Annotated in this window: 19 protein-coding genes; 4 read left to right on the forward strand and 15 right to left on the reverse strand. The window is 60.7% G+C overall.

Going from position 1 to position 20403, the window contains the following annotated elements; genetic code table 11:
- Window positions 1-584: 584 nt before the first annotated feature.
- The 8 genes from Q1B40_RS14835 to Q1B40_RS14870 form a co-directional block, all read right to left on the reverse strand.
- Window positions 585-1646: an ABC transporter ATP-binding protein gene (locus tag Q1B40_RS14835; RefSeq protein WP_299816077.1), complete on the reverse strand. Its 1062-nt coding sequence runs from the start codon at window positions 1644-1646 to the stop codon at window positions 585-587.
- Between the two features lie 13 nt (window positions 1647-1659).
- Window positions 1660-2949, reverse strand: a complete 1290-nt coding sequence (locus Q1B40_RS14840; protein ID WP_299816079.1) for a trehalase family glycosidase — start codon at window positions 2947-2949, stop codon at window positions 1660-1662.
- A gap of 36 nt (window positions 2950-2985) precedes the next feature.
- Complete coding sequence (locus tag Q1B40_RS14845) at window positions 2986-4218, reverse strand: carbohydrate ABC transporter permease (RefSeq protein ID WP_299816081.1); 1233 nt, start codon at window positions 4216-4218, stop codon at window positions 2986-2988.
- Window positions 4215-5519 carry a carbohydrate ABC transporter permease gene (locus Q1B40_RS14850; RefSeq protein ID WP_299816083.1) on the reverse strand — a complete coding sequence of 435 codons (1305 nt, stop codon included), beginning with the start codon at window positions 5517-5519 and terminating at the stop codon, window positions 4215-4217. Before Q1B40_RS14850 ends, Q1B40_RS14845 begins: the two co-directional genes overlap by 4 nt.
- A gap of 287 nt (window positions 5520-5806) precedes the next feature.
- Window positions 5807-7156, reverse strand: coding sequence for an extracellular solute-binding protein (locus Q1B40_RS14855; RefSeq protein WP_299816085.1), 1350 nt, complete (start codon window positions 7154-7156; stop codon window positions 5807-5809).
- A gap of 1 nt (window position 7157) precedes the next feature.
- Entirely contained in the window at window positions 7158-8264 is a 1107-nt protein-coding gene (locus tag Q1B40_RS14860; RefSeq protein WP_299816088.1) for a LacI family DNA-binding transcriptional regulator, read from the reverse strand.
- Window positions 8265-8751: 487 nt separating this feature from the next.
- Window positions 8752-9933: a GAK system CofD-like protein gene (locus tag Q1B40_RS14865; protein WP_299816090.1), complete on the reverse strand. Its 1182-nt coding sequence runs from the start codon at window positions 9931-9933 to the stop codon at window positions 8752-8754.
- 15 nt (window positions 9934-9948) lie between these two features.
- Entirely contained in the window at window positions 9949-11205 is a 1257-nt protein-coding gene (locus Q1B40_RS14870; RefSeq protein WP_299816092.1) for a glycerate kinase, read from the reverse strand.
- A gap of 205 nt (window positions 11206-11410) precedes the next feature.
- On the opposite strand from Q1B40_RS14870, the gene Q1B40_RS14875 reads away from it, so the two are divergent.
- Window positions 11411-11800: a DUF427 domain-containing protein gene (locus Q1B40_RS14875; RefSeq protein ID WP_299816094.1), complete on the forward strand. Its 390-nt coding sequence runs from the start codon at window positions 11411-11413 to the stop codon at window positions 11798-11800.
- 40 nt (window positions 11801-11840) lie between these two features.
- Here Q1B40_RS14875 and Q1B40_RS14880 read toward each other — a convergent pair whose 3' ends face one another.
- The 7 genes from Q1B40_RS14880 to Q1B40_RS14910 form a co-directional block, all read right to left on the reverse strand.
- Complete coding sequence (locus Q1B40_RS14880; RefSeq protein ID WP_299816096.1) at window positions 11841-12278, reverse strand: SRPBCC domain-containing protein; 438 nt, start codon at window positions 12276-12278, stop codon at window positions 11841-11843.
- Complete coding sequence (locus tag Q1B40_RS14885; protein ID WP_299816098.1) at window positions 12271-12606, reverse strand: helix-turn-helix transcriptional regulator; 336 nt, start codon at window positions 12604-12606, stop codon at window positions 12271-12273. The genes Q1B40_RS14880 and Q1B40_RS14885 overlap by 8 nt, the downstream gene beginning before the upstream one ends.
- A gap of 97 nt (window positions 12607-12703) precedes the next feature.
- A complete protein-coding gene (locus Q1B40_RS14890) occupies window positions 12704-13075 on the reverse strand; it encodes a phosphate acetyltransferase (RefSeq protein WP_299816100.1) in 372 nt (123 codons plus the stop codon).
- Window positions 13072-13461 (reverse strand): MaoC/PaaZ C-terminal domain-containing protein, encoded by a 390-nt coding sequence (locus tag Q1B40_RS14895; protein WP_299816102.1) that lies wholly within the window; start codon window positions 13459-13461, stop codon window positions 13072-13074. The genes Q1B40_RS14890 and Q1B40_RS14895 overlap by 4 nt, the downstream gene beginning before the upstream one ends.
- Before the next feature lie 3 nt (window positions 13462-13464).
- Window positions 13465-15021 (reverse strand): AMP-binding protein, encoded by a 1557-nt coding sequence (locus tag Q1B40_RS14900; RefSeq protein WP_299816104.1) that lies wholly within the window; start codon window positions 15019-15021, stop codon window positions 13465-13467.
- Between the two features lie 47 nt (window positions 15022-15068).
- Complete coding sequence (locus Q1B40_RS14905) at window positions 15069-15842, reverse strand: enoyl-CoA hydratase/isomerase family protein (RefSeq protein WP_299816106.1); 774 nt, start codon at window positions 15840-15842, stop codon at window positions 15069-15071.
- Between the two features lie 10 nt (window positions 15843-15852).
- A complete protein-coding gene (locus Q1B40_RS14910; RefSeq protein ID WP_299816108.1) occupies window positions 15853-16479 on the reverse strand; it encodes a TetR/AcrR family transcriptional regulator in 627 nt (208 codons plus the stop codon).
- Between the two features lie 342 nt (window positions 16480-16821).
- Here Q1B40_RS14910 and hemA point away from each other — a divergent pair, with 342 nt between their 5' ends.
- From hemA to Q1B40_RS14925, 3 genes are all read left to right on the forward strand, one after another.
- Window positions 16822-18039 carry a 5-aminolevulinate synthase gene (hemA, locus tag Q1B40_RS14915; RefSeq protein ID WP_299816110.1) on the forward strand — a complete coding sequence of 406 codons (1218 nt, stop codon included), beginning with the start codon at window positions 16822-16824 and terminating at the stop codon, window positions 18037-18039.
- 250 nt (window positions 18040-18289) lie between these two features.
- On the forward strand, window positions 18290-19024 hold the full coding sequence (locus Q1B40_RS14920) for a DUF1194 domain-containing protein (RefSeq protein WP_299816112.1): 735 nt from the start codon (window positions 18290-18292) through the stop codon (window positions 19022-19024).
- Between the two features lie 121 nt (window positions 19025-19145).
- A complete protein-coding gene (locus Q1B40_RS14925) occupies window positions 19146-20399 on the forward strand; it encodes a cation:proton antiporter (protein WP_299816114.1) in 1254 nt (417 codons plus the stop codon).
- The last annotated feature ends 4 nt before the right edge of the window (window positions 20400-20403 follow it).

Raw genomic sequence — 20403 nt, forward strand, 5'->3', positions numbered from 1 at the left:
TGGGCAGAAGCAGCGTAACCACGATGAAGCAGGCCGGTTGAAATCCTCTCGATCCCAACGGCTCGCCAACCCGTTCACAAGACACTCCCCCACGTAAACGTAAGCTTAAAATTAATTGCAAGTATTGGTAGAGAAGAAATTATTATTACAGGCGATGAAACTAAAGGGTGCAAATTGCAATCTGGAAGATCAAAAAACAACCCAGAAGGAGAGAAAAAACCGCTGAAAAAAGCCAATTCTGATAACCATCATTCAAATTTGTTTCTCTTTTTTCGAAAATTTCCGAAGCCCTAATGTCAAATACCTACGTATAAATTACAATGAGTAATCACTACGATTAAATCCCCGGAAGACGATGTATTATTTGTTAGAGGAAAATACATACGAAATTTTTCCCCTAACGAAATGGAAATAAACTTGATTTTTTTAGTAGATCGAGGAAATCCATATCGCACTGCACGATAAATCTATCTGCCAGGATTTCCATTCCGGAACACGACGATCTGGCGCCCGCAGCCATTCAGCCACAGGCATGAGTCCGCGTGCCGGAGACGCGCCCTACCGGGTCGCCCAACCGGATCGCACTATCGGATGGCCTTGTCGTCGGCGTCGAAGAAATGCATGCGCGACTCGTCGAACTTGAGGCCGATACGGGCGCCTTCTTCCACGCTTTCGCTGCCGCTGATGCGCACCAGAACCGTCTCCAGGCCGTCCAGCGCCACATAGAGGAACGTGTCGGACCCGAGATATTCGGTGACTTCGACGGTTCCGGTACAATGATGCCCCTCGTCGGGGCCGGTAACGCTGATATGTTCCGGGCGGACGCCCAGCTTGACCGGTGCTTGCGATGAGCCCGCATGCGGATATCGTCCGCCGCCGTGCCCCAGCAGAGAGAAGCGGTCTCCGTCAATGGTGCAGGGCAGCACGTTCATCTTTGGCGAGCCGATGAACTGGGCGACGAACAGATTGTCCGGTCGCTCGTACAGCTCACGCGGGGACCCGGCCTGCTCGATCCGCCCGGCCTGCAGCACCACGATCTTGTCGGCCAGCGTCATGGCTTCCACCTGATCATGGGTCACATAGATCATGGTCGTGCCGAGGCTCTTGTGCAGGCGTGCGATCTCCAGGCGCATTTCCACGCGCAGGGCCGCGTCCAGGTTCGACAACGGTTCGTCGAACAGGAAGGCGCTCGGCTCACGCACGATGGCCCGGCCGATGGCGACCCGCTGGCGCTGCCCGCCGGAAAGCGCTTTCGGACGCCTGTCCAGATAGTCGTCGAGTTTCAGGACATCGGCGGCCGCATTCACCTTCCGGGTAATCTCGTCCTTGGGAACCCCGGCGGTCTTCAGGCCGAAGCCGACGTTCTCGCGCACCGACATGTGCGGATAAAGCGCATAGGACTGAAAAACCATGGACAGCCCCCGGCCCGACGGAGGCAGGGCGGTCACATCCTTGCCGTCAATGTCGATTGTCCCGCGGCTGGTTTCCTCAAGACCCGAGATAAGCCGGAGCAGGGTCGACTTTCCGCACCCCGACGGGCCCACGAAAATGACGAATTCGCCATCCTCGACCTGAAGATCGATCCCTTTGATGACCTGCAGTGTCCCGAACCATTTTTCGACCTTGTTGAGCTGGATCGCACCCATGAAACAGTCCTCGTTAAGCCGCTTGTTCAGCGTGTGTGGGCGATGCCCAGGAAAGCCAGATGGCGGAGGTCCAGGAGAACGTGCCGCCACCGGCACCCGCACCCGTCTCCGGGCTGAAATATTCCGCAAATCCGCCTGTCTCGATCAGGCTTGCCGTATCGGCCCGCAACCGTTCTGCACGCATCGTGTCGCCTGCCTCGGCAAACCCGCGCGCAATCATGTAGTTGATCATCGCCCAGACCGGCCCGCGCCAGTATCGCAGCGGCTCGTAGCTGGCGTGATCCGGATCGTAGGAAGGCATCAGGAAGCGGACCTTCGACGCTATCCTGTCGAAATGCGCCTGCAGGGACTTCATTGTCGTCTCGTCCCGAATGCCCGCGTAGAGCGCCAGGAACGCGGCGCTCGAAATGCCGTCGGTCAGTTTCCCCGACCGCTCGTCGAAAGCCACATGCGCTTTCAGGTCCTCGTTCCAGAGCGTCTTCGCACCGGCTTCCATCTTGGCAATCCAGCCCCGGATTTCAGTCGCCTCGGCGGCCCTGCCGAGGCGTTCCGCCAGCGACAGCAGATCCCGGTTGGCCCGCAGGAAGATGAAGGTCACTCCCGGATCGGCCACGAAGAACGGGCAGGTTCTGGCAACCTCCGCCGGATCCCATTTCACCGCGCGGCAGGCGGCCATGATGCTCAGATAGCGGTCATAGTCCGCCTTTTGCGGACGCATCGCCGGATCCACATGGGAGGTGTCCTTGCGCTCGTAAGGCCCGATGTCCGCAATCTCGACCGCCCGCAAGGCGTCGTCCCAGTCCGGAAGGTTGTCCCGGCCGGATTCCCAAGGGTGAATGACCGCGATGACACCCAGATCCTGAGGGTCGCGATAGGCAAGAAACCAGCGGTGCCACTGCATGAGTTTGGGAAACAGGGCCGCCGCCCGATCAAGCGACTGGCCGGTCACATCCGCATCGACAAGTTCGCGGATCACGGTTGCGGCGACCGGCGGCTGGGAATGGCCCGAACTCGGGATCGGCCCGCCATCCGTGCCCCAGACCGACGGGCCCGGAAAGTAGCTCGGGTCGTCCTTGCGGAACAGGATATGCGGCACCATGCCGTCGCGCCACTGGCCCTGGAACAGCATCTCGATTTCCCGCCAGGCACGGTCCTGGTCGAAGGTGGCAAAGCCCAGCGCGACAAACACCGAATCCCAGTTCCACTGGTAGGGATACAGCCCCTTGGTCGGCACCGTATAGCCACCCTGGTCATTCTCGATCAGGATGGATTTCGCTTTTTGGTCTAAATCCGAATTGGACACAGGTAACTCCCATGGGCCTCTTGCGAGCCCTTTTGATTATCCCTTGACGCTGCCGGCCGTCAGGCCCTGCACAAGGAAGCGTTCGAACCACAGAAAGATGACGAGGACAGGCACCGTGGCGATCACCGCGCCGGCCATCAGGTGCTGACGGGGCACCTCGGAGGAATTCAGCGACACGACCCCCCGCGACAGGGTGAAGATGTCCGGATTGTCCAGGAACATGAAGGCGAACAGGAACTCGTTCCAGGCGATCATGAAGACGTAAAGAGACACCGAGGCGAGTGCCGGAAGCGACAGCGGCAGCGTGATCTTCAGGATGACCCCGATACGGCTGAGCCCGTCCATCAGGCCCGCCTCCTCCAGCTCGGCGGGCAACCCGCGGAAATAACCCTGCAGCATGTAAAGCGCGACGGGAATGGTGGTCGCCGGATAGACGATCAGGAGCCCGGTCAGCGTGTTGCGCAGACCGAGCTGCGAGAACACGGCATAGAGCGGGATCACCAGCACGATCGCCGGAACCATGTAGATCAACAGGACGGAGCGGGCCAGAAGCGCCTGACCGGGAAACCTCAGCCGGGAGACGGCATAGGCCCCTGGCACGGAAAGCAGCAGCGTGATGACGACCGTCGCCACGGAGACAAAGGCGGACACCATCAGGTAACGGCCGAAGTTGAACTGGGTGAAGAGTTCCACATAGGAGCGCACCAGGCCGCTCAGCCCTTGCGAGAAGTCGATGGAAAGATCGAGCGGGTTGGCCAGGAGCGTCTGCTGGCTCTTCAGCGATGTCATCACCATCACATAGAAGGGCAGCGCCACGATGATGGTGAAGACGACGAAGCCGACGCCCTTGGCGATGCGGATATAGATCACCTCCCGCTCATAGCGGCTCATCGCACCGAAACGGGCATCGCGCAGGCAGAGCCTGAGAGCTGCCGTCACGCCGGCGACGAAGGCGATCAGCGCGAGCCCCTGCCAGACAGGAGCAACGGAGAGTGGCAGGCTGAACGGCCCGGCAAAGCTGGCGATCATCAGCACCAGGAACACCACGACCGCGCAATAGGCCCAGGCCGGCGCGCCCCCTGTGCCTGTCGCGGAGCCACGCCAGACAAACACCAGTGCCCCGAGCAACCCGGCAAGGCCTGCGGCCGTTGCCTGAGGCAGTGCGACTTCACCGGTAATCAGCGTCAGCGTGACACCGATAACCACCATGGCCATGACGCCCCACAGGAGACCGGTGAAAGCAGTCAACACGATGCTGGCGGGTCTCATAGCCCTTCCTCCTTCGGCGAGAAGCGGATGAAAAGAGTGGCGAAGGTGACCAGCACGACGAAGACTACCACCGCGACCGCGGCACCCGCCCCGAGATTGGAGAGCGCAAAGCCCTGCTCATAGACATCCACCGTCAGCGTTCGCGTGCCCGCGTTGCCGCCCGTGAGAAGGAAAATGTCGTCGAACTTGTTGAAGGTCCAGATGAAGCGCAGCAGGAACAGCACCGACAGAATGCCCATGAGTTGCGGCAGCGACAGGTACCAGAACTGCTGCAGAGGCGTCGCGCCGTCCATTTCCGCCGCCTCGTACATGTCCGTGTTGATCGACTGCATGCGCGCCAGAATAAACAGGAAGGACAGGGGGAAATACCGCCAGGCCTCGAAGGCGATCACGGTCGTCAGCGCCAGCGGAAATTCCAGCGGGATGCCGAAGATGGAAAACTCTATCGCCCGCTGGCCGAAGAAATTGATCGGGTCCGAGACGACGCCCATCTTGGTCAGCAGCGCGTTCAGCGTGCCGGAGAACGGATCGAACAGCACCACCCAGGTGAAGGCGACGGCAATCACCGGAGATACGTAGGGAAACAGGAAGAGACCGCGCAGAAAGCCTCTGCCGGGAAATGCGGTGTGCAGCAGCTGGGCCGCGAACAGTCCAAGGACGAGTGCGCCACCGGTGCCGAAGATCGTGTAATAGAACGTCACCCGCAGAACCGACCAGAATTCATCGGCACTGAAGATCCTGGAGAAGTTCTCGAAGGTGAATTCGAAATTGGTGAGCACGTTGTTGGCATCACCGGTGACCACCGGTTCGCTCGCCCGCTCCGGGCGGTTGGCGGCAAGGAACTCTTCTGAAACGGTCCCTTCCAGTTGAAGCCTGTCCCGCCAGCCCGGCTCCACGGTTCCGAGCGTGCAGGTCAGCGCACTGCCGGACAGCTCGCAGCCCTGCGGCAGGCCGGTTACGGTGAAGCCTGCCGGGACCTCGTCCTTCAGCACCACATCGCGGATCTCTTCGTCACGGGAGGAGTTGCGCAACCGGTATTCCAGCGTCGCGCTGTCGCCGGCCGTTTCCGGGCCTCCCCGAAGGCGTTCATTGACGAGAACCGCGGGCGGGCGCAGATCGCCGAGCTGAACCGGCTTCACGCTGATCCAGAAATTGGCCAGAAGCGGACCGGCGACGATCACCAGAATGATCAGGAAGGTCGGCGCCAGCATCAGATAGGCCAGCCACATCTCGCGGCGCTGCATCGGCCCGATGCCTTTCGGCGGGCCTTCGGAAACAGGTTGACTGGTTTGTGCGCTCATTGGTTTGGCTCTGCTTTTCGTGCCTTCGCCGCCGATGGGGCCACGTTTGGGCGAACTCTGTCCCGTCCGCCCGCGTCTGTGTCAGGCTGGGCCGGGGATGGACCGGGCATTCTCCAGTCTTCTGGAACGCCCGGCCTGCTCTCGGAGGAAATGTTCATGCCGCTACTTCAGGCAAGGCAGGCGCGTCGGGTGGATAGGACCGGCCTCTTCTCCCCATAGAGGGAAGAGAAAACCGCAGCCGAACCCTCGGTCAGTAACGCGCCTCGCCTTGCGAGCGGGAAATTCCCTTACTGGATCTTTGCCAGTTCCTCGTTCAGCTTCGTCACGGTAGCGGCCGCATCGCGCTCGTCGTCGATGTACTCACGCACCAGACGGTTGATCACCTGGCTGTTGATCATCTTGGAGGCAAGCGACAGCTGACCTTCCTTGACGCCCCAGCGGCTGGCGGTATCCAGACCGGAAACGATGGTCTTGATCGTGTCGGCATCATAGAGATCCGTCAGCGCCGCCTTGCGGTCGACCCCGACCGGCAGCTCGGCCCAGCCATCGACGAATGCAGTGGCGTTGTCCTTGTTGCCGCGGCGGATCGGAAACTTGCCTTCCGGAGCGATCGACAGGGTCGACAGGTAACCTTCATCCATCGAGAATTCGACGAACTGCATGGCTGCTTCTGTGTCCGCATCGTTGGTGATGCCGAAATAGCGGATGTCCGCCCAGGCAGCGCCATCGGCATTCGACGGTCCGCTCAGCGTTGTCACGACGCCGGTCTTGGAGGCGAGTTCGGACGAAGTCGGGTCGTCAGTGATGGTCGGCGGGGCGCTGTCACGCAGACCGGCCAGCTCATCGAGAATAAACGGCGACCAGATGATCATCGCTGCTTTGCCGGCAAAGTAAAGCTCACGCGACTGTTTCCAGTAGAGATCTCCCGGAGGCGATGCCTTCGAGATGGCCTTGTAGAAATCGAGCGCTTCGATGGTCTTTTTCTCGTCGAGCGGCGTGAAGCCGTCCGCGCCGACCGGGCTCACGCCGTTGGCCAGCAGCACATGCTCCAGCACCTGGCTCATGAAGTTCTCGTCGATCTTGGTCGCGGAGACGAAAGCGAACATTTCCGGCGGATTGTGCAGCTTTTCAACGGCGGCGAGAATGTTCTCGTAGCTGTCCGGCGCGGCAAGGCCGTTCTCCTCAAAGAGGTCCTTGCGGTAAATGACCATCTGCGTCCAGCCATCGACCGGTACGGAGGCGATGCCGCCGTCAACCGCAGCCATGGCGGCGGCACCCGATGCGAAAGTGCCCGCACCCAGGTTTTCAAAGACCTCGGTCGCCGCTTCCGTATCCAGGATGCCTGCTTCCGCCCATGGCAGGGCGTATTGAAGGGTGTGGTAGATCACGTCCGGCAGATCGCCCGCGGCGAAAGCTGCGGTTGCCCGCGTACCGAGATCGGATTCGCTCACCGGAATGACGTTCACCTCGATGCCCGTCTTGTCCTTGAATGCTGCGGCCAGTTCTTCTTGCTTGGCCAGCCGCTCCGGCTGCTCTTCCGTTGTCCAGAACCGCAGTGTGTCCGCCTGAGCCACACTCAGACCGAACGCAAGCGCACCTGCGATGGTCGTGGCCAGGAATGTCTTCCTCCCAATCATACTATTCTCCCTTGGTATCAGAATGTGGCTGGTGGTTCAGCCGGTGCCGGAACAGCTTCGACAGCTCGTCCGGTGTCATGGAAGGCGCGCCGTCCGAGGCGCGCCGGATCAGGACCGCTTTTGCAAGCGCCTGCAAACTCTTCGGGTCTTTGCCGTCCAGAACGTCGATCAGCTTTCGGGCGACCCTGCCGCCCGCATCCTGCGCGCTCTGGGAAAAGGTCGTCAGCGGCGGATCGAGATACTCCCCGACCGGCAGGCCGTCATAACCGATGACGGTCACGTCGGACCCCACCTTCAGGCCGTATTTGCGGCAGAACTGCACAACGCCAATCGCCAGTGCATCCGTGACGCAAAGCAGCGCGGTGGGCGGTCGATCCAGGGACAGCAGCGCCCTGGCTCCCGCAAACCCGCCTTTTTCGCTCACGTCCTGCAGGCTTTCCAGGTCAGGGTCGTGCGGCACGCCGAGCGCCTCAAGTCCCTGCCGGTAACCGTGAAGGCGCTGCAGGGCGAAATTCAGCTCGAGCGAACCGCCGATGAAACCGATCCGTTCGTGACCAAGGCTGTAGAGATGACGCACGCCGTCGGCAAAGGCGGCCTCGTTGTCGATATCGAACCAGGCATAGCCGGAGGGGTCGCTCGTACGGCCATGGGCGACAAACGGGAATTCCTTCTCGCTCAGAAAAGCGACACGCGGGTCATTGACCTCGGTACGGGTAATGATGAAACCGTCCACCTTGCGCCGGGCGACCAGCCGGTGCAGCGTTTCAATCATGTGCTCACGCGAATGGGCCGTCGTCACCAGAAGATCGAGACCCAATTCGTCCAGGGCGCGGGCGATGCCGTCGATGAATTCCGCGAGGAACGGATCCGCTCCGCTGCCATGCCCGACGGGGATCACGATGCCGAGCGTATCCTGCCTGCCGCGCTTCAGGTTGCGGGCGGTCGCCGACGGCTGATACCCCAGTTCCTTGACCGCTTGAAGAATACGCTTGCGGGTCGCATCGGAAATATCGGTGTAGTTGTTGAGAACGCGCGAAACGGTGCCCTTGGCGACACCGACATGGCGGGCCACGTCGTCGATCGTGACGGAACCGGGTATTCGCTGCATTCGTCCTCCCAAGGGCTTACGGCCCTCAAATCCCTTTTTCGCAATTTCCCGGCTTTTCGGCGGTTTTGCGTTTTTTGTACGAAAAAGAGTTACAAAACCGATTTCGGAAGTCAACAAAATCGGTTTCGGTGCCTTGCGATATTTCTACCGCAAAGCGGCAAGACGCTGTCTTTAAAACAAAACTTTCACATGAGTGGTTTCGGTGGAACGGGAAAGCAGGCCCCGTGGCGAGCCCTCCGGAGACAGCTGATCAGTTACGCAAGCAAGACCCACTCTCCGGCTGTCACCCCAGCCAGGTGCAGAGCCGGAGCCTACTCATTTCCGGAGCATCCGGTGCGAGAACCTCTGGTGTATGTCTTCGATAACCACTTCACTCGGCGCGCTCTGCAACAGGCAGCACCGCGCGTGGGCCTCGGGACCGATCACTCTGTCAGGACCACTGACCAAGGCCTTCGCCTTACGTCCGAAGTTGATGAAGACGAGGCGTTCAGGTCAGCGAAACCAGCGCCTCGCAAAGCGGCACGGGGTCGTAATAGGGTGCCGATTTTTTGCTGACGAGATCCAGTTTCAAAACGGTGATACCGCGTGCGCCGATCTCCGTGAGTTCATCATCCGGGACACCCGCGTCGACGATCACCAGATTGAGCAGCCTACCGACCGGGCAATCTGCTCCGGCATCCCTGCGCAGATAGGTCAGCAGAGTGTCCACCTTGTCCGGAAGGCTCATGGCCCCGGTTTCCGGATCGGCGCCAAGGCTCGGCACGTAAACCTTCGGCACTGTGCGCGCGCCAATCGACCGCCCGACACCCGCAGGAAGGAGATTTGCGATCAGGCTGGTGTAGAAACTCCCCGGCGCATAGCAGATCAGATCCGCCGACTGCAGCAGATTGTGATTCCGCTCCGGAAATTCCGATGTTGCCGGCTCCAGGCCTTCCAGGCCGCGGTTGAGAAAGAAATCCCTGATCGGCGAGGCCGGAGGCGGATACTCCTTTCCCGTCAACAGATGCTGACCGATGACCGTCTCGCCGCTCTCCAGGTCCGCACCAAGATGCAGGTTGTCGTCCGTCACCGCCCGCACGGTCCCCTGAACGCCCACCAGTTTTGATACCAGAAAGATGATCGGCTCGAGTTGCTGGTTCTGGTTGAGATAGCCACCGGCAAGGATCAGGTTACCGATGCTTGCCCCGCGCAGATCGAAGCTCTCGGGCCGGGCGGACCGGAACGTGCCGAGCTGGTTCTGGATCAGCGTGCGCATCGGCTGCTCGATGGCATCCATCAGCGGATGAGCGCCGGCAATCATCGAGTCGAGCTCCGCGCCGAGATCCGCAGGCTGCGCGGATTTGGCAAAGCGGTGCGTGAACAGACGGAAGATATCCGGATGCCCAAGAACCGTTTCGTCGGCCAGCGCCATCAACCGGCTTCTGAGATCGCCGATTGCCGGCATGTCGAAGGCGACCCGCAATCCTTGTGAGCTGCCGCCGCTGTCGAAGGGTGTCACCAGATGGATGGAGTTGTGGGTATAGCGTTTCAGTGATTGCGACACGCTGTTGAGTGCGGACCCGCCGCTGAAGAACAGTAGCCGTGGACCGAGTTTCGGATTGGAGAGAAAGCGCTCGATCCGGAAAGGATCCGGCATGCGCACGGCGCGCGTGATGGTGACTTCAGACACGTTCGCCCCCTGTCCTCAATCGATCCGGATCGCGCGAAAATCGTTCACATTGGTGAGTGTCGGCCCCGTGACGACCTGATCGCCAAGCACCTCGAAAAACCGATGGGCGTCGTTGTCCGCCAGGGCCCTTTCCGCCAGAAGCCCCGAGGTGTTCGCCCTTTCAAGGCTCTCCGGTCCGATCACGGCACCGGCGACTTCCGCCGCACCGTCAACGCCGTCGGTATCGCAGGCAATTGCGTGAATGCCGGCGGCCCCCTTCAGCGCCAAAGCCAGCGCCAGAGCATATTCAGCGTTCGGTCCGCCGATGCCGTCGCCGCGCCGGGTGACGGTCAGTTCACCGCCGGACAGGAGGATCAACGGCGGGCTTCCGGCCGGTCGCTCCCGCTGACGGCGCAAGGCAAGTTCCGCATGTTCATGGGCAACATCACGCGCTTCACCCTCAAGTGCGTCGCCAAGGATTTCGACCTCGCAGCCTTCCGCCTCCGCCAGCTCCTTTGCCGCCTCCAGAGATTGGGAAGGAGCCGCGAAGATCGTGTTGGTGACCCGGCTGAGCCGTTCGTCTCCTGGCGGCAGGACGCCGCTTTGCCCGGCCAGAACCTGACTGACGGATGCTGGCACTTCGATCTTCCAGCGGTCCAGAATGGCTTTCACGTCCTCCGGTGTGCTGGCATCGCCCACTGTGGGCCCCGAGCCGATTTCAGCAGGATTGTCGCCCGGAACGTCGGACATGAGCAGGGCCAGCATTTTCGCCGGATAGGCCGCTGCGGCAAGCTGCCCGCCCTTGACGCGGCTCAGATGCTTGCGCACCACGTTCATCTGGCCGATGGCCGCGCCGGACACCAGGAGTTTCTGGTTGACCTCCTGTTTCTCGCCGAGCGTGATCGTTCCGGCAGGTGCGGTCAGCAGCGCAGACGCACCGCCGGAAATCAGCGCCAGCACAAAATCCCCTTCCCCGACACCGGCCAGCAGGTCCAGCATTCGCTCTGTTGCGGAAAGTCCGATCTCGTCCGGTATGGGATGCGCCGCCTCGACGATCTCGATGCCCTTGCACGGACGGGCATAGCCGTAGCGGGTAATCACCAGACCCTCGCATGGCCCCCACAAAGCTTCGACCGCTTCCGCCATCCGCGCCGACGCCTTGCCCGCGCCGACCACGACCACCCGCCCGGCCGGTTTTTCCGGCAGGAAGGCGGCTAGGCTTTTCATCGGGTCCGCCACTTCGACCGCTTTTTGAAAAAGCCGCCGCAATAGATCGTCAGCCACACTGTCCATTGGAAACCGCCTCGCGCAAACTCTACTGTTCCATCAGGCCGCAGTTTCAGCAGAATTTTCAGGGCTCTGCCAGCCCCCTGTCGAAGGAATTCGACCAGAACGCCATTTCACGGGCCAATACACCATTTCACAAGAATGTCAGAACTTTGCTTTTGCCATTTGCAGGCTGAAGCATCACCTTCCAGAAGCAAAAGAGGAGAGCCCGATGACACTCGAAACAGGTCATGCCTTCGAAAACGCCATCCGCAACCCGGACAACCCGGCTCATCTCATGGTGATCAAGGACATTTCGCGCCGCATACGCATTTACGCCGGCGAGACGCTCGTGGCGGACAGCACCAATGCGGTCAGGGTAATCGAGGCCGGTAAATCGATCTATGATCCGGTGGTCTATGTGCCGGAAGCGGATCTGACCGCCGAACTCGGCAAGGTGGAAAAATCCACTCACTGCCCGATCAAGGGGGATGCAAGCTACGTTTCGCTTGGCGGAAACGAGATCGGCTGGGTCTACAGGACACCGATCGAGATGGCGAAGCGACTCACCGCTCACTATGCCTTCTGGCCGGACAAGGTGCGCGTCGTCGAAGGCGAATAACGCTCCGCATCCCGGTCGGAATGCGGAGCTCAGGATGGCGTCAGGCCGCCTTGCTTTCGGCGAGGACAGGCATCAGTGCCGCCAGGATACCTTTCCAGCCGCCTTCATGACCGTCGCGGCTTTCTTCGGACGGAAACTTCACATGCGTCAGCGTCAGTTCCGTTCCGTCAGCAACGTCCTTGAAATCCAGCGTCACCACGCTGTCCGGCAGGGAAAACGGGCTTTCCCATGTAAAGGCCAGCCGGGAATGGCGATTGATTTCCTTGTAGACGCCCCGGTGCGGTATCTCCTTGTCGTCGGCCCGCATGATGATCTCGAAATCACCGCCTTCCACCGGATCGTTCGTCACGGTTGCCGGCGGGCCCCCTTCGCAAGGCTGCATGAACAGGGCCAGTACCTGCGGATCGAGCCAGGCCTCGAAGACCTTCGTCCTGGGGGCTGGGAATATGCGCGAAACCACTACACTCAAGTCATTCATCTTCCATCTCCCTTTTGAGAACATCGTCCAAAACGTCGAGCCTTTGATCCCAGACGGATCGCAGATCCTGGAACCAGCGGTCGATCTGATTGACCGGCTCCATGTCCGCCTCGATCAGATGTTCCCGCCATTCGGTCCGCCGCCGCACAAGTCCGGCAGCTTCCAGTATCTTGATGTGCTTCGACACTGCATTCAGGCTGACATCGAAATGCCTGGCGAGATCCGTCACCCGTGTCGGTCCGTGCTGAACCAGCAGGGTCAGCAGCTCTCTGCGGATCGGATCGCTTGCCGCCTTGAGGATCGCGGTAAGCTTCTGTTTGTCAGTCATTCGTTCAACCATTTGGTTGAATTACAACACGCAGAGATTTTAGTCAACCATTTGGTTGATTAAAATGCATGAGAATTCTCTGCTGTTAAACGCCCGGCTATTCCTTGCCGACATCCTCGACATAAACCAGCGCGCGCCCCTGGCAGATGCGCGTTCCGTCCGCGGTTTCACACACTGTCTCAAGGTCGACCAGGTGCTTCTCCGGTCTGAGACGCGTGACCGTAACGGATGCAGTCAGCGCCTCTCCGACGGGTGCCTCGGCAAGAAACTCCAGGCTCTGCTTGAGATAATTCGTCCCGCGCCCGGGAAGCTTCACGCCGAGGAGGTAAGAAAACAGGCCGCCGATGAGCGGTCCCGGAACGGACCTTGGCACAGCCGCTTCATCTCCCGCCAGCAGCGCGAAATCACGCATGTCCTGCTCGGTGTAGGTCCGGGTCAGGTCCGACCGCTGACCGAGTTCCAGCGTCATCGGCTTTCTCCCAGATCGCAAGTGCCCGAAAGCGTCACAGCTCCATCCGCGCTACGCGCCACCTCGATGAGTATCTGGCCCGGCTGCTGCGGATTTTCGGAAAACGAAAACCTCAGCTCTTCGTCCGCGTAGGCCGGGTTCGGAAACATCAGGGTCTGCACCGCATGTGCCCGGCCGGGATAAAGCGTCTGAAGGAGAGAAAAGACGCGGGCATACAGCAGCATGCCATGCGAAACCGTGCGACCGAAGCGCGTGCGCGCGGAAAATTCCGGGTCGACGTGGATCGGATTGTCGTCGCCGGAGAGCCTGGCGAAAGCATCGAAATCCGTCTGGCGGGGGATCCAGGTAAAGCTGCCGCTCCCGCGCGCATCGTCGGCAAGTGTCATCGCTCAGGCGTCCTCTGGTGTCTTTTCGGCGAAAGCCATGTCCTTGAGAAGGTTTTTCCGGACTTTCCCGGCGGCAGTACGGGGCAGGTCTTTGACGATGGAAAAGCGTTTCGGGATCTTGTAGGGCGCAATCCGGCTTCGGCACCATCCCGGCAGATCATGTGTGTCGAGGTCGTCCCCGGGCCTGAGGATCAGAAAGGCCGCGCCGGTCTCGCCCCATTTGTCGTCCGGCACACCGATGACCACGGCTTCCAGAATCGCCGGATGGTCGACCAGAACTTTTTCAACCTCGGCAGGATAAACGTTTTCGCCGCCGGAGATATACATGTCCTTGAGCCGATCGATTATATAGTAATAGCCATCTTCGTCCCGCCTGCCGATATCCCCCGACTTCAGCCAGCCGTCCGCCGTGAAGGCCTCGGCGGTTGCCTGCGGGTTGTCCATGTAGCCCGGCGTGATGTTGGGTCCGCGAAACTGGACTTCCCCTTCTCCGGGACCGTCCACGACGCCTCCGTTACCGTCAACAAGTCTGACATCGGTCAGGATCTGCGGTTTTCCAACAGAACCGACTTTTACAGCCGCATGGGACGTGTCCATCAGGAACACGGTCGGCCCGGTCTCGGTCATTCCCATGCCGTTGCAGATGGTCACGCCGCGTTTGCGGAAGTCGGTCAGAATGTGCCCGGGCACCGGTGCGCCGCCGCACCCCAGAAACCGCACCTTGGAAAAATCCGTCTTGCCGATCCTGTCCGAAAGCGCCAGTGCCTGGTAGATCGCCGGAACCGCGAAGAAACTCGTCACCTCCCCGGCATCGATCAGGTCCAGAACCGTATCGGCGTCAAACTTGCGCAGGATGGTCGATGACCCGCCGTTCAGAAAAACCGGCAGTGTCGGCAGGTTTATCCCCGCGGTATGAAACAGCGGCAGGAAGTTGACGCTCTTTTCACCTGCCGCGAGACCGGCCGCCTGCGAATAATTGATCATGTTGGCATAGGCCATCCCGGCGGTCTGGATAACCGCCTTAGGCAGACCGGTGGTGCCTGATGTCAGCATCAGATACCAGGGCGCGTCGGCCTGGATCCTGCCGCAGCCGAAGGCGGCCGGGCTCGCCGCTTCCAGAAGATCGTCCAGCGCACTGCCTGAAGGTCCCGTTGCCCCAAGCGGCAACAGTCCGGCACCGGTTGCCGCCGCCAGTTCGGCCGCCGTTTCCGCAAATGCGCCGTCGTGAAATATCAGCTTTGCTCCCGAGGCTTCCAGAACCGGCTTCAACTCCGCCACCGGCTGACGCCAGTTGAGCGGCACCAGCAGCAATCCCGTCTTCTGGGCCGCGAAAAGAAGCACGAAGAAATCCGGATGGTTGTGGCACAGGACCGCGATGCGGTCGCCTTTTTCAAGTCCGCCCTTTTCCGGTCCGAGGCCGAGGAGAAGGTTGCCGAGACGGTTGGCGCGACTGTTGATTTCGCCGAACGTGAAGCTGCGGCCGGTATCACGGTCGTAAAACGCGACCGCATCCGGCGTCAGTTCCGCCCGCTTGGCGGCCATATCCGTTAAAAACTCCATGTGTCCTCCCAGGCACTTCAAAGTTCTCGTCCGTTTTTTAGTGCTTCTCAGGCGCGCTCTTTTTTGAAGTCCCTCATGCCTTCAAGCGTTTCCGGCCGGGTGACAAGCTCCAGAAACCGGGCCTTTTCCTGGTCGAGTCGGCTTTTGACCTCCGCCCGCCGCTGCTCGTCCCAGATCTTTTCTCTCGTCGCCCGGTGGGTCTGGGCATAGCCCTTTGCAATCTCGCTGGTCCAGCTCCCGATCTGGCTTTCCAGTTGCTCACGCGGACAGATGCAGGTGGCAAGTCCGAGAACCAGAGCCTCGGTCGCCCCGATCCGCTCGTTGCGGTACTGGATCTGAAGCGCCTTCGCGGTGCCGATGCGATCGGGCAAAAGCGCCGTCCAGCCGCCATCCGGACTGAAACCGACTTCTGAATAATAGGGCTGCACGAAAGCATCTTCTGCCATCGCCACAAGATCGGCCGCGAGCATCAAGCCGGTCGAACCGCCCGTTACCGGGCCGTTTATCGCTGCCAGGACAGGGGCCGGAAAGGCAAGCAGATCAAGGATCGCCGCATGCAATCCGCCAACCAGCCGTTCGGAATATTCCTGCAGCGCCTGGAGGGAACCGGAGTTCTCCAGGAACCCGGCAACGTCGCCACCCGTCGAAAAGCTGCGCCCTCTTGCCGCCAGCACAAGCGCGGACGGGTCCTGCTCGGCCGCGCGGGCGACGGCGGCGCGAAACTCCGACACCATGGCGGGGACGAGCGCGTTGTGGCGTCCCGGCCGGTTCAGCCAGAGCCAGAGCGCACCATCCCTGCTTTCGGTTTCAATGTAACTCATCGCGCCGGGCTCATGGCTTGATGCCGTTGGCGATCAGGTCATAGCCGCTGGCCACGATCTCCGATATCGGCTTGTCCGACTTGAAGACGACAAGCTGCTCGCCCAATGTGCGTCCGATGCCCATGAGGGCCCAGGCGCGTGTCTCCGCGTCCCCCTTGGAGATCTGACCCGCTTCCTGCGCGGCCTCAAGGCCTGCGCGATAACCGGCTGCGAAGGTCTGATAATATTCCTGGTAGGCTTGCGGATCGACGAAAAGGGCTTCCTGAACGATGCGGTAAAGATCGGGATGCGCGCAGACGAATTCCAGGAACGCCGTCAGGCCCGCCTTTTCGGCCTCCAGCCGGTCTTCGATGCCTTGCGTCGCCTCCGCGATCGTGTGGCGGACGAGGCGACCCATTTCCAGCACCAGTTCGGAAAAGACCTGTTCCTTGGTGGTGAAATAAATGTAGAACGTGCCTTGGGCGACACCTGCCTCGCTGGTAATATGTCCGATGGACGCGTCGTTGTATCCTTTTGCGCCAATGACCCGTTCCGCCGCTGAAAGGATTGCCTTTCGCGTAGCTTCCCCGCGGGCCGTTTTCGGTTGGTTGCCGGGCGCCTTTTGCGACGCCTTTGCTCCTCCGGCCGATTTGGTCACGTCCGGATCCTCCCAATTTCCATGAAACATGAACCAGTATTCATGTATAATGGGTGAAAGCAAGAAACTTCTGCCAAACTCGCTCAATATCGAAGTTCATTGGCGGATTTCGGGCGAAAACCGGATGCAAATCGGGCAATTCGCGTCTGCCGCCTGAACTATGGCGTTTGGACGCACCCGCCCCAATTGACCTTGATCAACGACACGACTCTGGTAATGCAGTTTTGAATAACTATAAGTTGGCTGTTATATATGAACAGCGGAGAGGCCGCGACGACGCCAGACGGCGCGGCAGGAGAGAGGCGCAGCGCGGAAGGCGCGGCGATAAAGAGGACCGGAAGCATGGACGTGAATGCGTATCTGGAAGAGCGCCTGAGCCAACTGCACGACAATGGCAATTACAGGGTATTCGCCGATCTGGAACGCAAGTCCGGTCAATTCCCGCGCGCCACGCGGTATCGGGAAGACGGCTCTATTCAGGACGTCACCGTCTGGTGCTCCAACGATTATCTCGGCATGGGCCAGAACCCGAAGGTCGTCAGCGCCATGCAGGACGTCATTGCCAAATGCGGCGCGGGCGCCGGCGGAACGCGCAACATTTCCGGAACCAATCACTATCACGTGCTGCTGGAGCAGGAACTCGCCGACCTTCATGCCAAGGAAGCCGCGCTGATTTTCACCTCAGGCTATGTGTCCAACTGGGCCGCTCTCGGCACCCTGGCCTCCCAGGTGCCGGGCATGATCGTTTATTCCGATGCCCTCAACCACGCATCGATGATCGAGGGCATCCGTCACGCCCGCTGCGAAAAACGCGTTTTCAAACACAATGACGTCGCCGACCTGGAACGCCTGATGGCGGCGGACGATCCGGATGCACCGAAGCTGGTTGCTTTCGAGAGCGTCTATTCCATGGATGGAGACGTCGGACCGATCAGCGACATCTGCGACGTGGCCGATAAGTTCGGTGCGATGACCTACCTCGACGAGGTTCATGCGGTCGGCATGTATGGCCCGCGCGGCGGCGGTGTCGCCGAACGCGAAGGCCTGATGGACCGGCTGACGATTATCGAAGGCACGCTCGGCAAAGCCTTCGGCGTGATGGGCGGTTACATCACCGGCTCGCGGACCGTGATTGATTTCATTCGCTCCTTCGCCTCCGGCTTCATCTTCACCACGGCCCTGCCGCCGGCGCTTGCCGCCGGGGCCGCCGCGTCCATCCGGCACCTGAAGGACAGCCCGTTCGAGCGCAAGGCGCACAAGGACCGGGTCGCACAGGTGCGTGCCGCTCTGGACAAGCGCGGCATTCCGCACATGGACAATCCGAGCCACATCGTTCCGGTGATGGTGGGCGATGCCAAGAAGTGCAAATGGATTTCCGACATCCTGCTGGACACCTACGGCATCTACGTGCAGCCGATCAATTACCCGACCGTCCCGGTCGGCACCGAGCGCCTGCGCTTCACGCCGACACCGCTGCACACGGCCGAGGACATCGAACACCTTGCCGAGGCGATCAACGACCTTTGGTCGCAATGCGCCCTCGCCCGCGCCGTGGCCTGAGCGCTTACGAACCGGAACGTTTAAGTCCAGCTACCATTATCCCGGGCGTGCGCAGCGAAAGCTGCGCGCCGGAAAACCCGTGTGAACCCGCTGTGTTTACAGCACAAAACACCCCTGGTTTCCGGGTCTGAACGCAGCCTTTGCCGGTTTTATCTGCAAAGATGGAACACAAAAACACCTCCCGGCCTTTTCCTTTTCAAGCTTTCGGCTCAAGCTGCCCTCTGCGCCAACGTGCCGGGAGCCGATCAAGATGCGGAATATTTTTGCGGTTTTTGCCTGCCTGCTGTTTTTCGCAGGCCCCGTACATTCCGAAGAAGTGGACCTGGAACTCGTTCTGCTCGCGGACGCGACCGGTTCGATCGACGATGCCGAAATCCGCTTTCAACGTTCCGGTTACGCCGAGGCCGTGACGAACCCGGCAGTTCTCAATGCCATTACCAGCAACATCCATGGCAAGATCGCCGTCACCTATGTCGAGTGGGCGGACATGTTCTCCCAGGATGTCGTCGTGGAATGGATGGTCATTGACAGCATGGCCTCCGCCGAGGAGTTCGCCGCGCGCCTGATGGAGCCCCCGCGCCGCGCCTATGGGCGCAATGCCATCGGCGCCGCCCTCCTGAAGGGCAAGGAACTGATCGACACCAACGTCCACAAGGGTCTGCGCCGTGTCATCGATCTTTCCGCCGACAGTGCCAACAACTGGAACGGCCCGACCATCGCGGAAGCCCGGGACACAGTCGTTTCTTCCGGCATCGTCATCAACGGGCTCGCGGTCCTTTGCCGTCATTGTTCCGGACGTCCGATTGCCTATGATCTGGAAGAACGTTTCTATCGTGAGATCATCGGCGGTCCGGCATCCTTCGTGGTGACGGCCGACAGCCCGGAAACCTTTGCCGACGCCGTCCGCAAGAAACTGATCCTGGAAATCGCGGAACGCCCCGAAGATTCCGAGCGGATACTCAATCAGCTGGCCCGCCTGGAGTGACCTGGTAGCAGGCCGCTTCAAAGGCATTCACGGTTGCCACACGTCACCGTCATCTGAATATGATTTGAGCTGACGGTGCGGACCTGCCCTTATAATTCCAAGGGCTTCGGGAGAAAGTTTGATGGCCACCGGTCTTTTGATGCTGGCGCTGTTCACGGTCTGCTACACGCTGATCGCCAGAACCCTGTCCAACGGCATACTGACCGCACCCATTCTCTATATCGGCTTCGGCTACCTGATGGCGCAGACCGGCCTGATGCCGCTTGGCGAAGCCGAGCATCTTCTCAATATCGTTGCCGAAATCGCGCTGATCGTCCTGCTGTTTCTCGACGCGGCGCAGATCAACCTGCAGATCTTGCGCAAACGCCACCAGTGGCCCGTGAGGATGCTCGCTCTCGGCCTGCCGCTCACCATCGCGATCGGAACTCTGGCCGCAGCGCCGTTTCTGCCGGGCGAGCCCATCATCGTGGCAGCTCTCGCCGCAGCGCTTCTGGCCCCGACCGACGCGGCCCTTGGCCTGGCCGTGGTCACCAACAAGGCCGTACCGGAGCGGGTCCGCCGGGCCCTGACACTGGAAAGCGGGCTCAACGACGGTCTCGCCCTTCCCGTCATCTTGCTCTTCGCCAGCCTCGCCGGCGAAGTGATGCAGCCGGGCTCGGGTGACTGGCTGGTCTTCGGTGCGAAGCAGCTTGTCTTCGGCCCCCTCGTCGGCGGTGTCATCGGCGCTGTCGGTGGCGTGCTCTTTCTGGCCGCCAAACGGCGCAACATGACGACCGACACCATCGAAGGCATCGGCGCACTCGCCATGGCAGGAAGCGCCTATCTCGCCGCAGGCATGGTCGACGGCAACGGCTTCATCGCCTCCTTTGTCGCTGGGCTTTTCCTCGGAAATGTCATCAAGGGGCAATGCGCCTTCATTTACGAGTTCACCGAAAGTGAAGGGCAGATGCTTTCCTGGGGAGCGTTCTTCCTGATCGGGCTGACGCTTGTCCCGCAGGCTGTTCTCCATCTCGATGCCGCCAGTCTGGCGATCATTCTGATCAGCCTGTTCGTCGTGCGCCCGCTCTCTGTCTGGCTGTCGCTGACGGGAACGGACGCCGCGCCGCTCACCAGGCTGTTTTTCGGCTGGTTCGGCCCACGTGGCCTGGCCACTGCCCTTTTCGCGCTGCTCGTGGTCGATCAGATCGACCAGGAAATCGGTGAACGGTTGTTGAACCTGGCCGTCAACGCGGTCTGGATCAGCGCGGTCCTTCACGGGGTCACCGCCGTGCCCCTTTCCAGACTTTACAGCGCCCGCATGTCGGGACGGGACGGCGCTGCGGAGATGGCTTCCGTCCCGCCCATGCGTCCGGAAATTTCGACGGACCGATCCTGATAGA

Source organism: uncultured Roseibium sp., from assembly GCF_947496995.1.
In the GTDB taxonomy this organism is placed as follows: Bacteria; Pseudomonadota; Alphaproteobacteria; order Rhizobiales; family Stappiaceae; genus Roseibium.

Bases quoted from the DNA above. Each gene is read 5' to 3' on its own strand.
- Q1B40_RS14835 (WP_299816077.1), bottom strand. From the start codon at position 1,646: ATGGGTGCGATCCAGCTCAACAAGGTCGAAAAATGGTTCGGGACACTG.
- Q1B40_RS14845 (WP_299816081.1), bottom strand. From the start codon at position 4,218: ATGAGACCCGCCAGCATCGTGTTGACTGCTTTCACCGGTCTCCTGTGG.
- Q1B40_RS14850 (WP_299816083.1), bottom strand. From the start codon at position 5,519: ATGAGCGCACAAACCAGTCAACCTGTTTCCGAAGGCCCGCCGAAAGGC.
- Q1B40_RS14855 (WP_299816085.1), bottom strand. From the start codon at position 7,156: ATGATTGGGAGGAAGACATTCCTGGCCACGACCATCGCAGGTGCGCTT.
- Q1B40_RS14860 (WP_299816088.1), bottom strand. From the start codon at position 8,264: ATGCAGCGAATACCCGGTTCCGTCACGATCGACGACGTGGCCCGCCAT.
- Q1B40_RS14870 (WP_299816092.1), bottom strand. From the start codon at position 11,205: ATGGACAGTGTGGCTGACGATCTATTGCGGCGGCTTTTTCAAAAAGCG.
- Q1B40_RS14875 (WP_299816094.1), top strand. From the start codon at position 11,411: ATGACACTCGAAACAGGTCATGCCTTCGAAAACGCCATCCGCAACCCG.
- Q1B40_RS14880 (WP_299816096.1), bottom strand. From the start codon at position 12,278: ATGAATGACTTGAGTGTAGTGGTTTCGCGCATATTCCCAGCCCCCAGG.
- Q1B40_RS14885 (WP_299816098.1), bottom strand. From the start codon at position 12,606: ATGACTGACAAACAGAAGCTTACCGCGATCCTCAAGGCGGCAAGCGAT.
- Q1B40_RS14890 (WP_299816100.1), bottom strand. From the start codon at position 13,075: ATGACGCTGGAACTCGGTCAGCGGTCGGACCTGACCCGGACCTACACC.
- Q1B40_RS14895 (WP_299816102.1), bottom strand. From the start codon at position 13,461: ATGACACTTGCCGACGATGCGCGCGGGAGCGGCAGCTTTACCTGGATC.
- Q1B40_RS14900 (WP_299816104.1), bottom strand. From the start codon at position 15,021: ATGGAGTTTTTAACGGATATGGCCGCCAAGCGGGCGGAACTGACGCCG.
- Q1B40_RS14905 (WP_299816106.1), bottom strand. From the start codon at position 15,842: ATGAGTTACATTGAAACCGAAAGCAGGGATGGTGCGCTCTGGCTCTGG.
- hemA (WP_299816110.1), top strand. From the start codon at position 16,822: ATGGACGTGAATGCGTATCTGGAAGAGCGCCTGAGCCAACTGCACGAC.
- Q1B40_RS14920 (WP_299816112.1), top strand. From the start codon at position 18,290: ATGCGGAATATTTTTGCGGTTTTTGCCTGCCTGCTGTTTTTCGCAGGC.
- Q1B40_RS14925 (WP_299816114.1), top strand. From the start codon at position 19,146: ATGGCCACCGGTCTTTTGATGCTGGCGCTGTTCACGGTCTGCTACACG.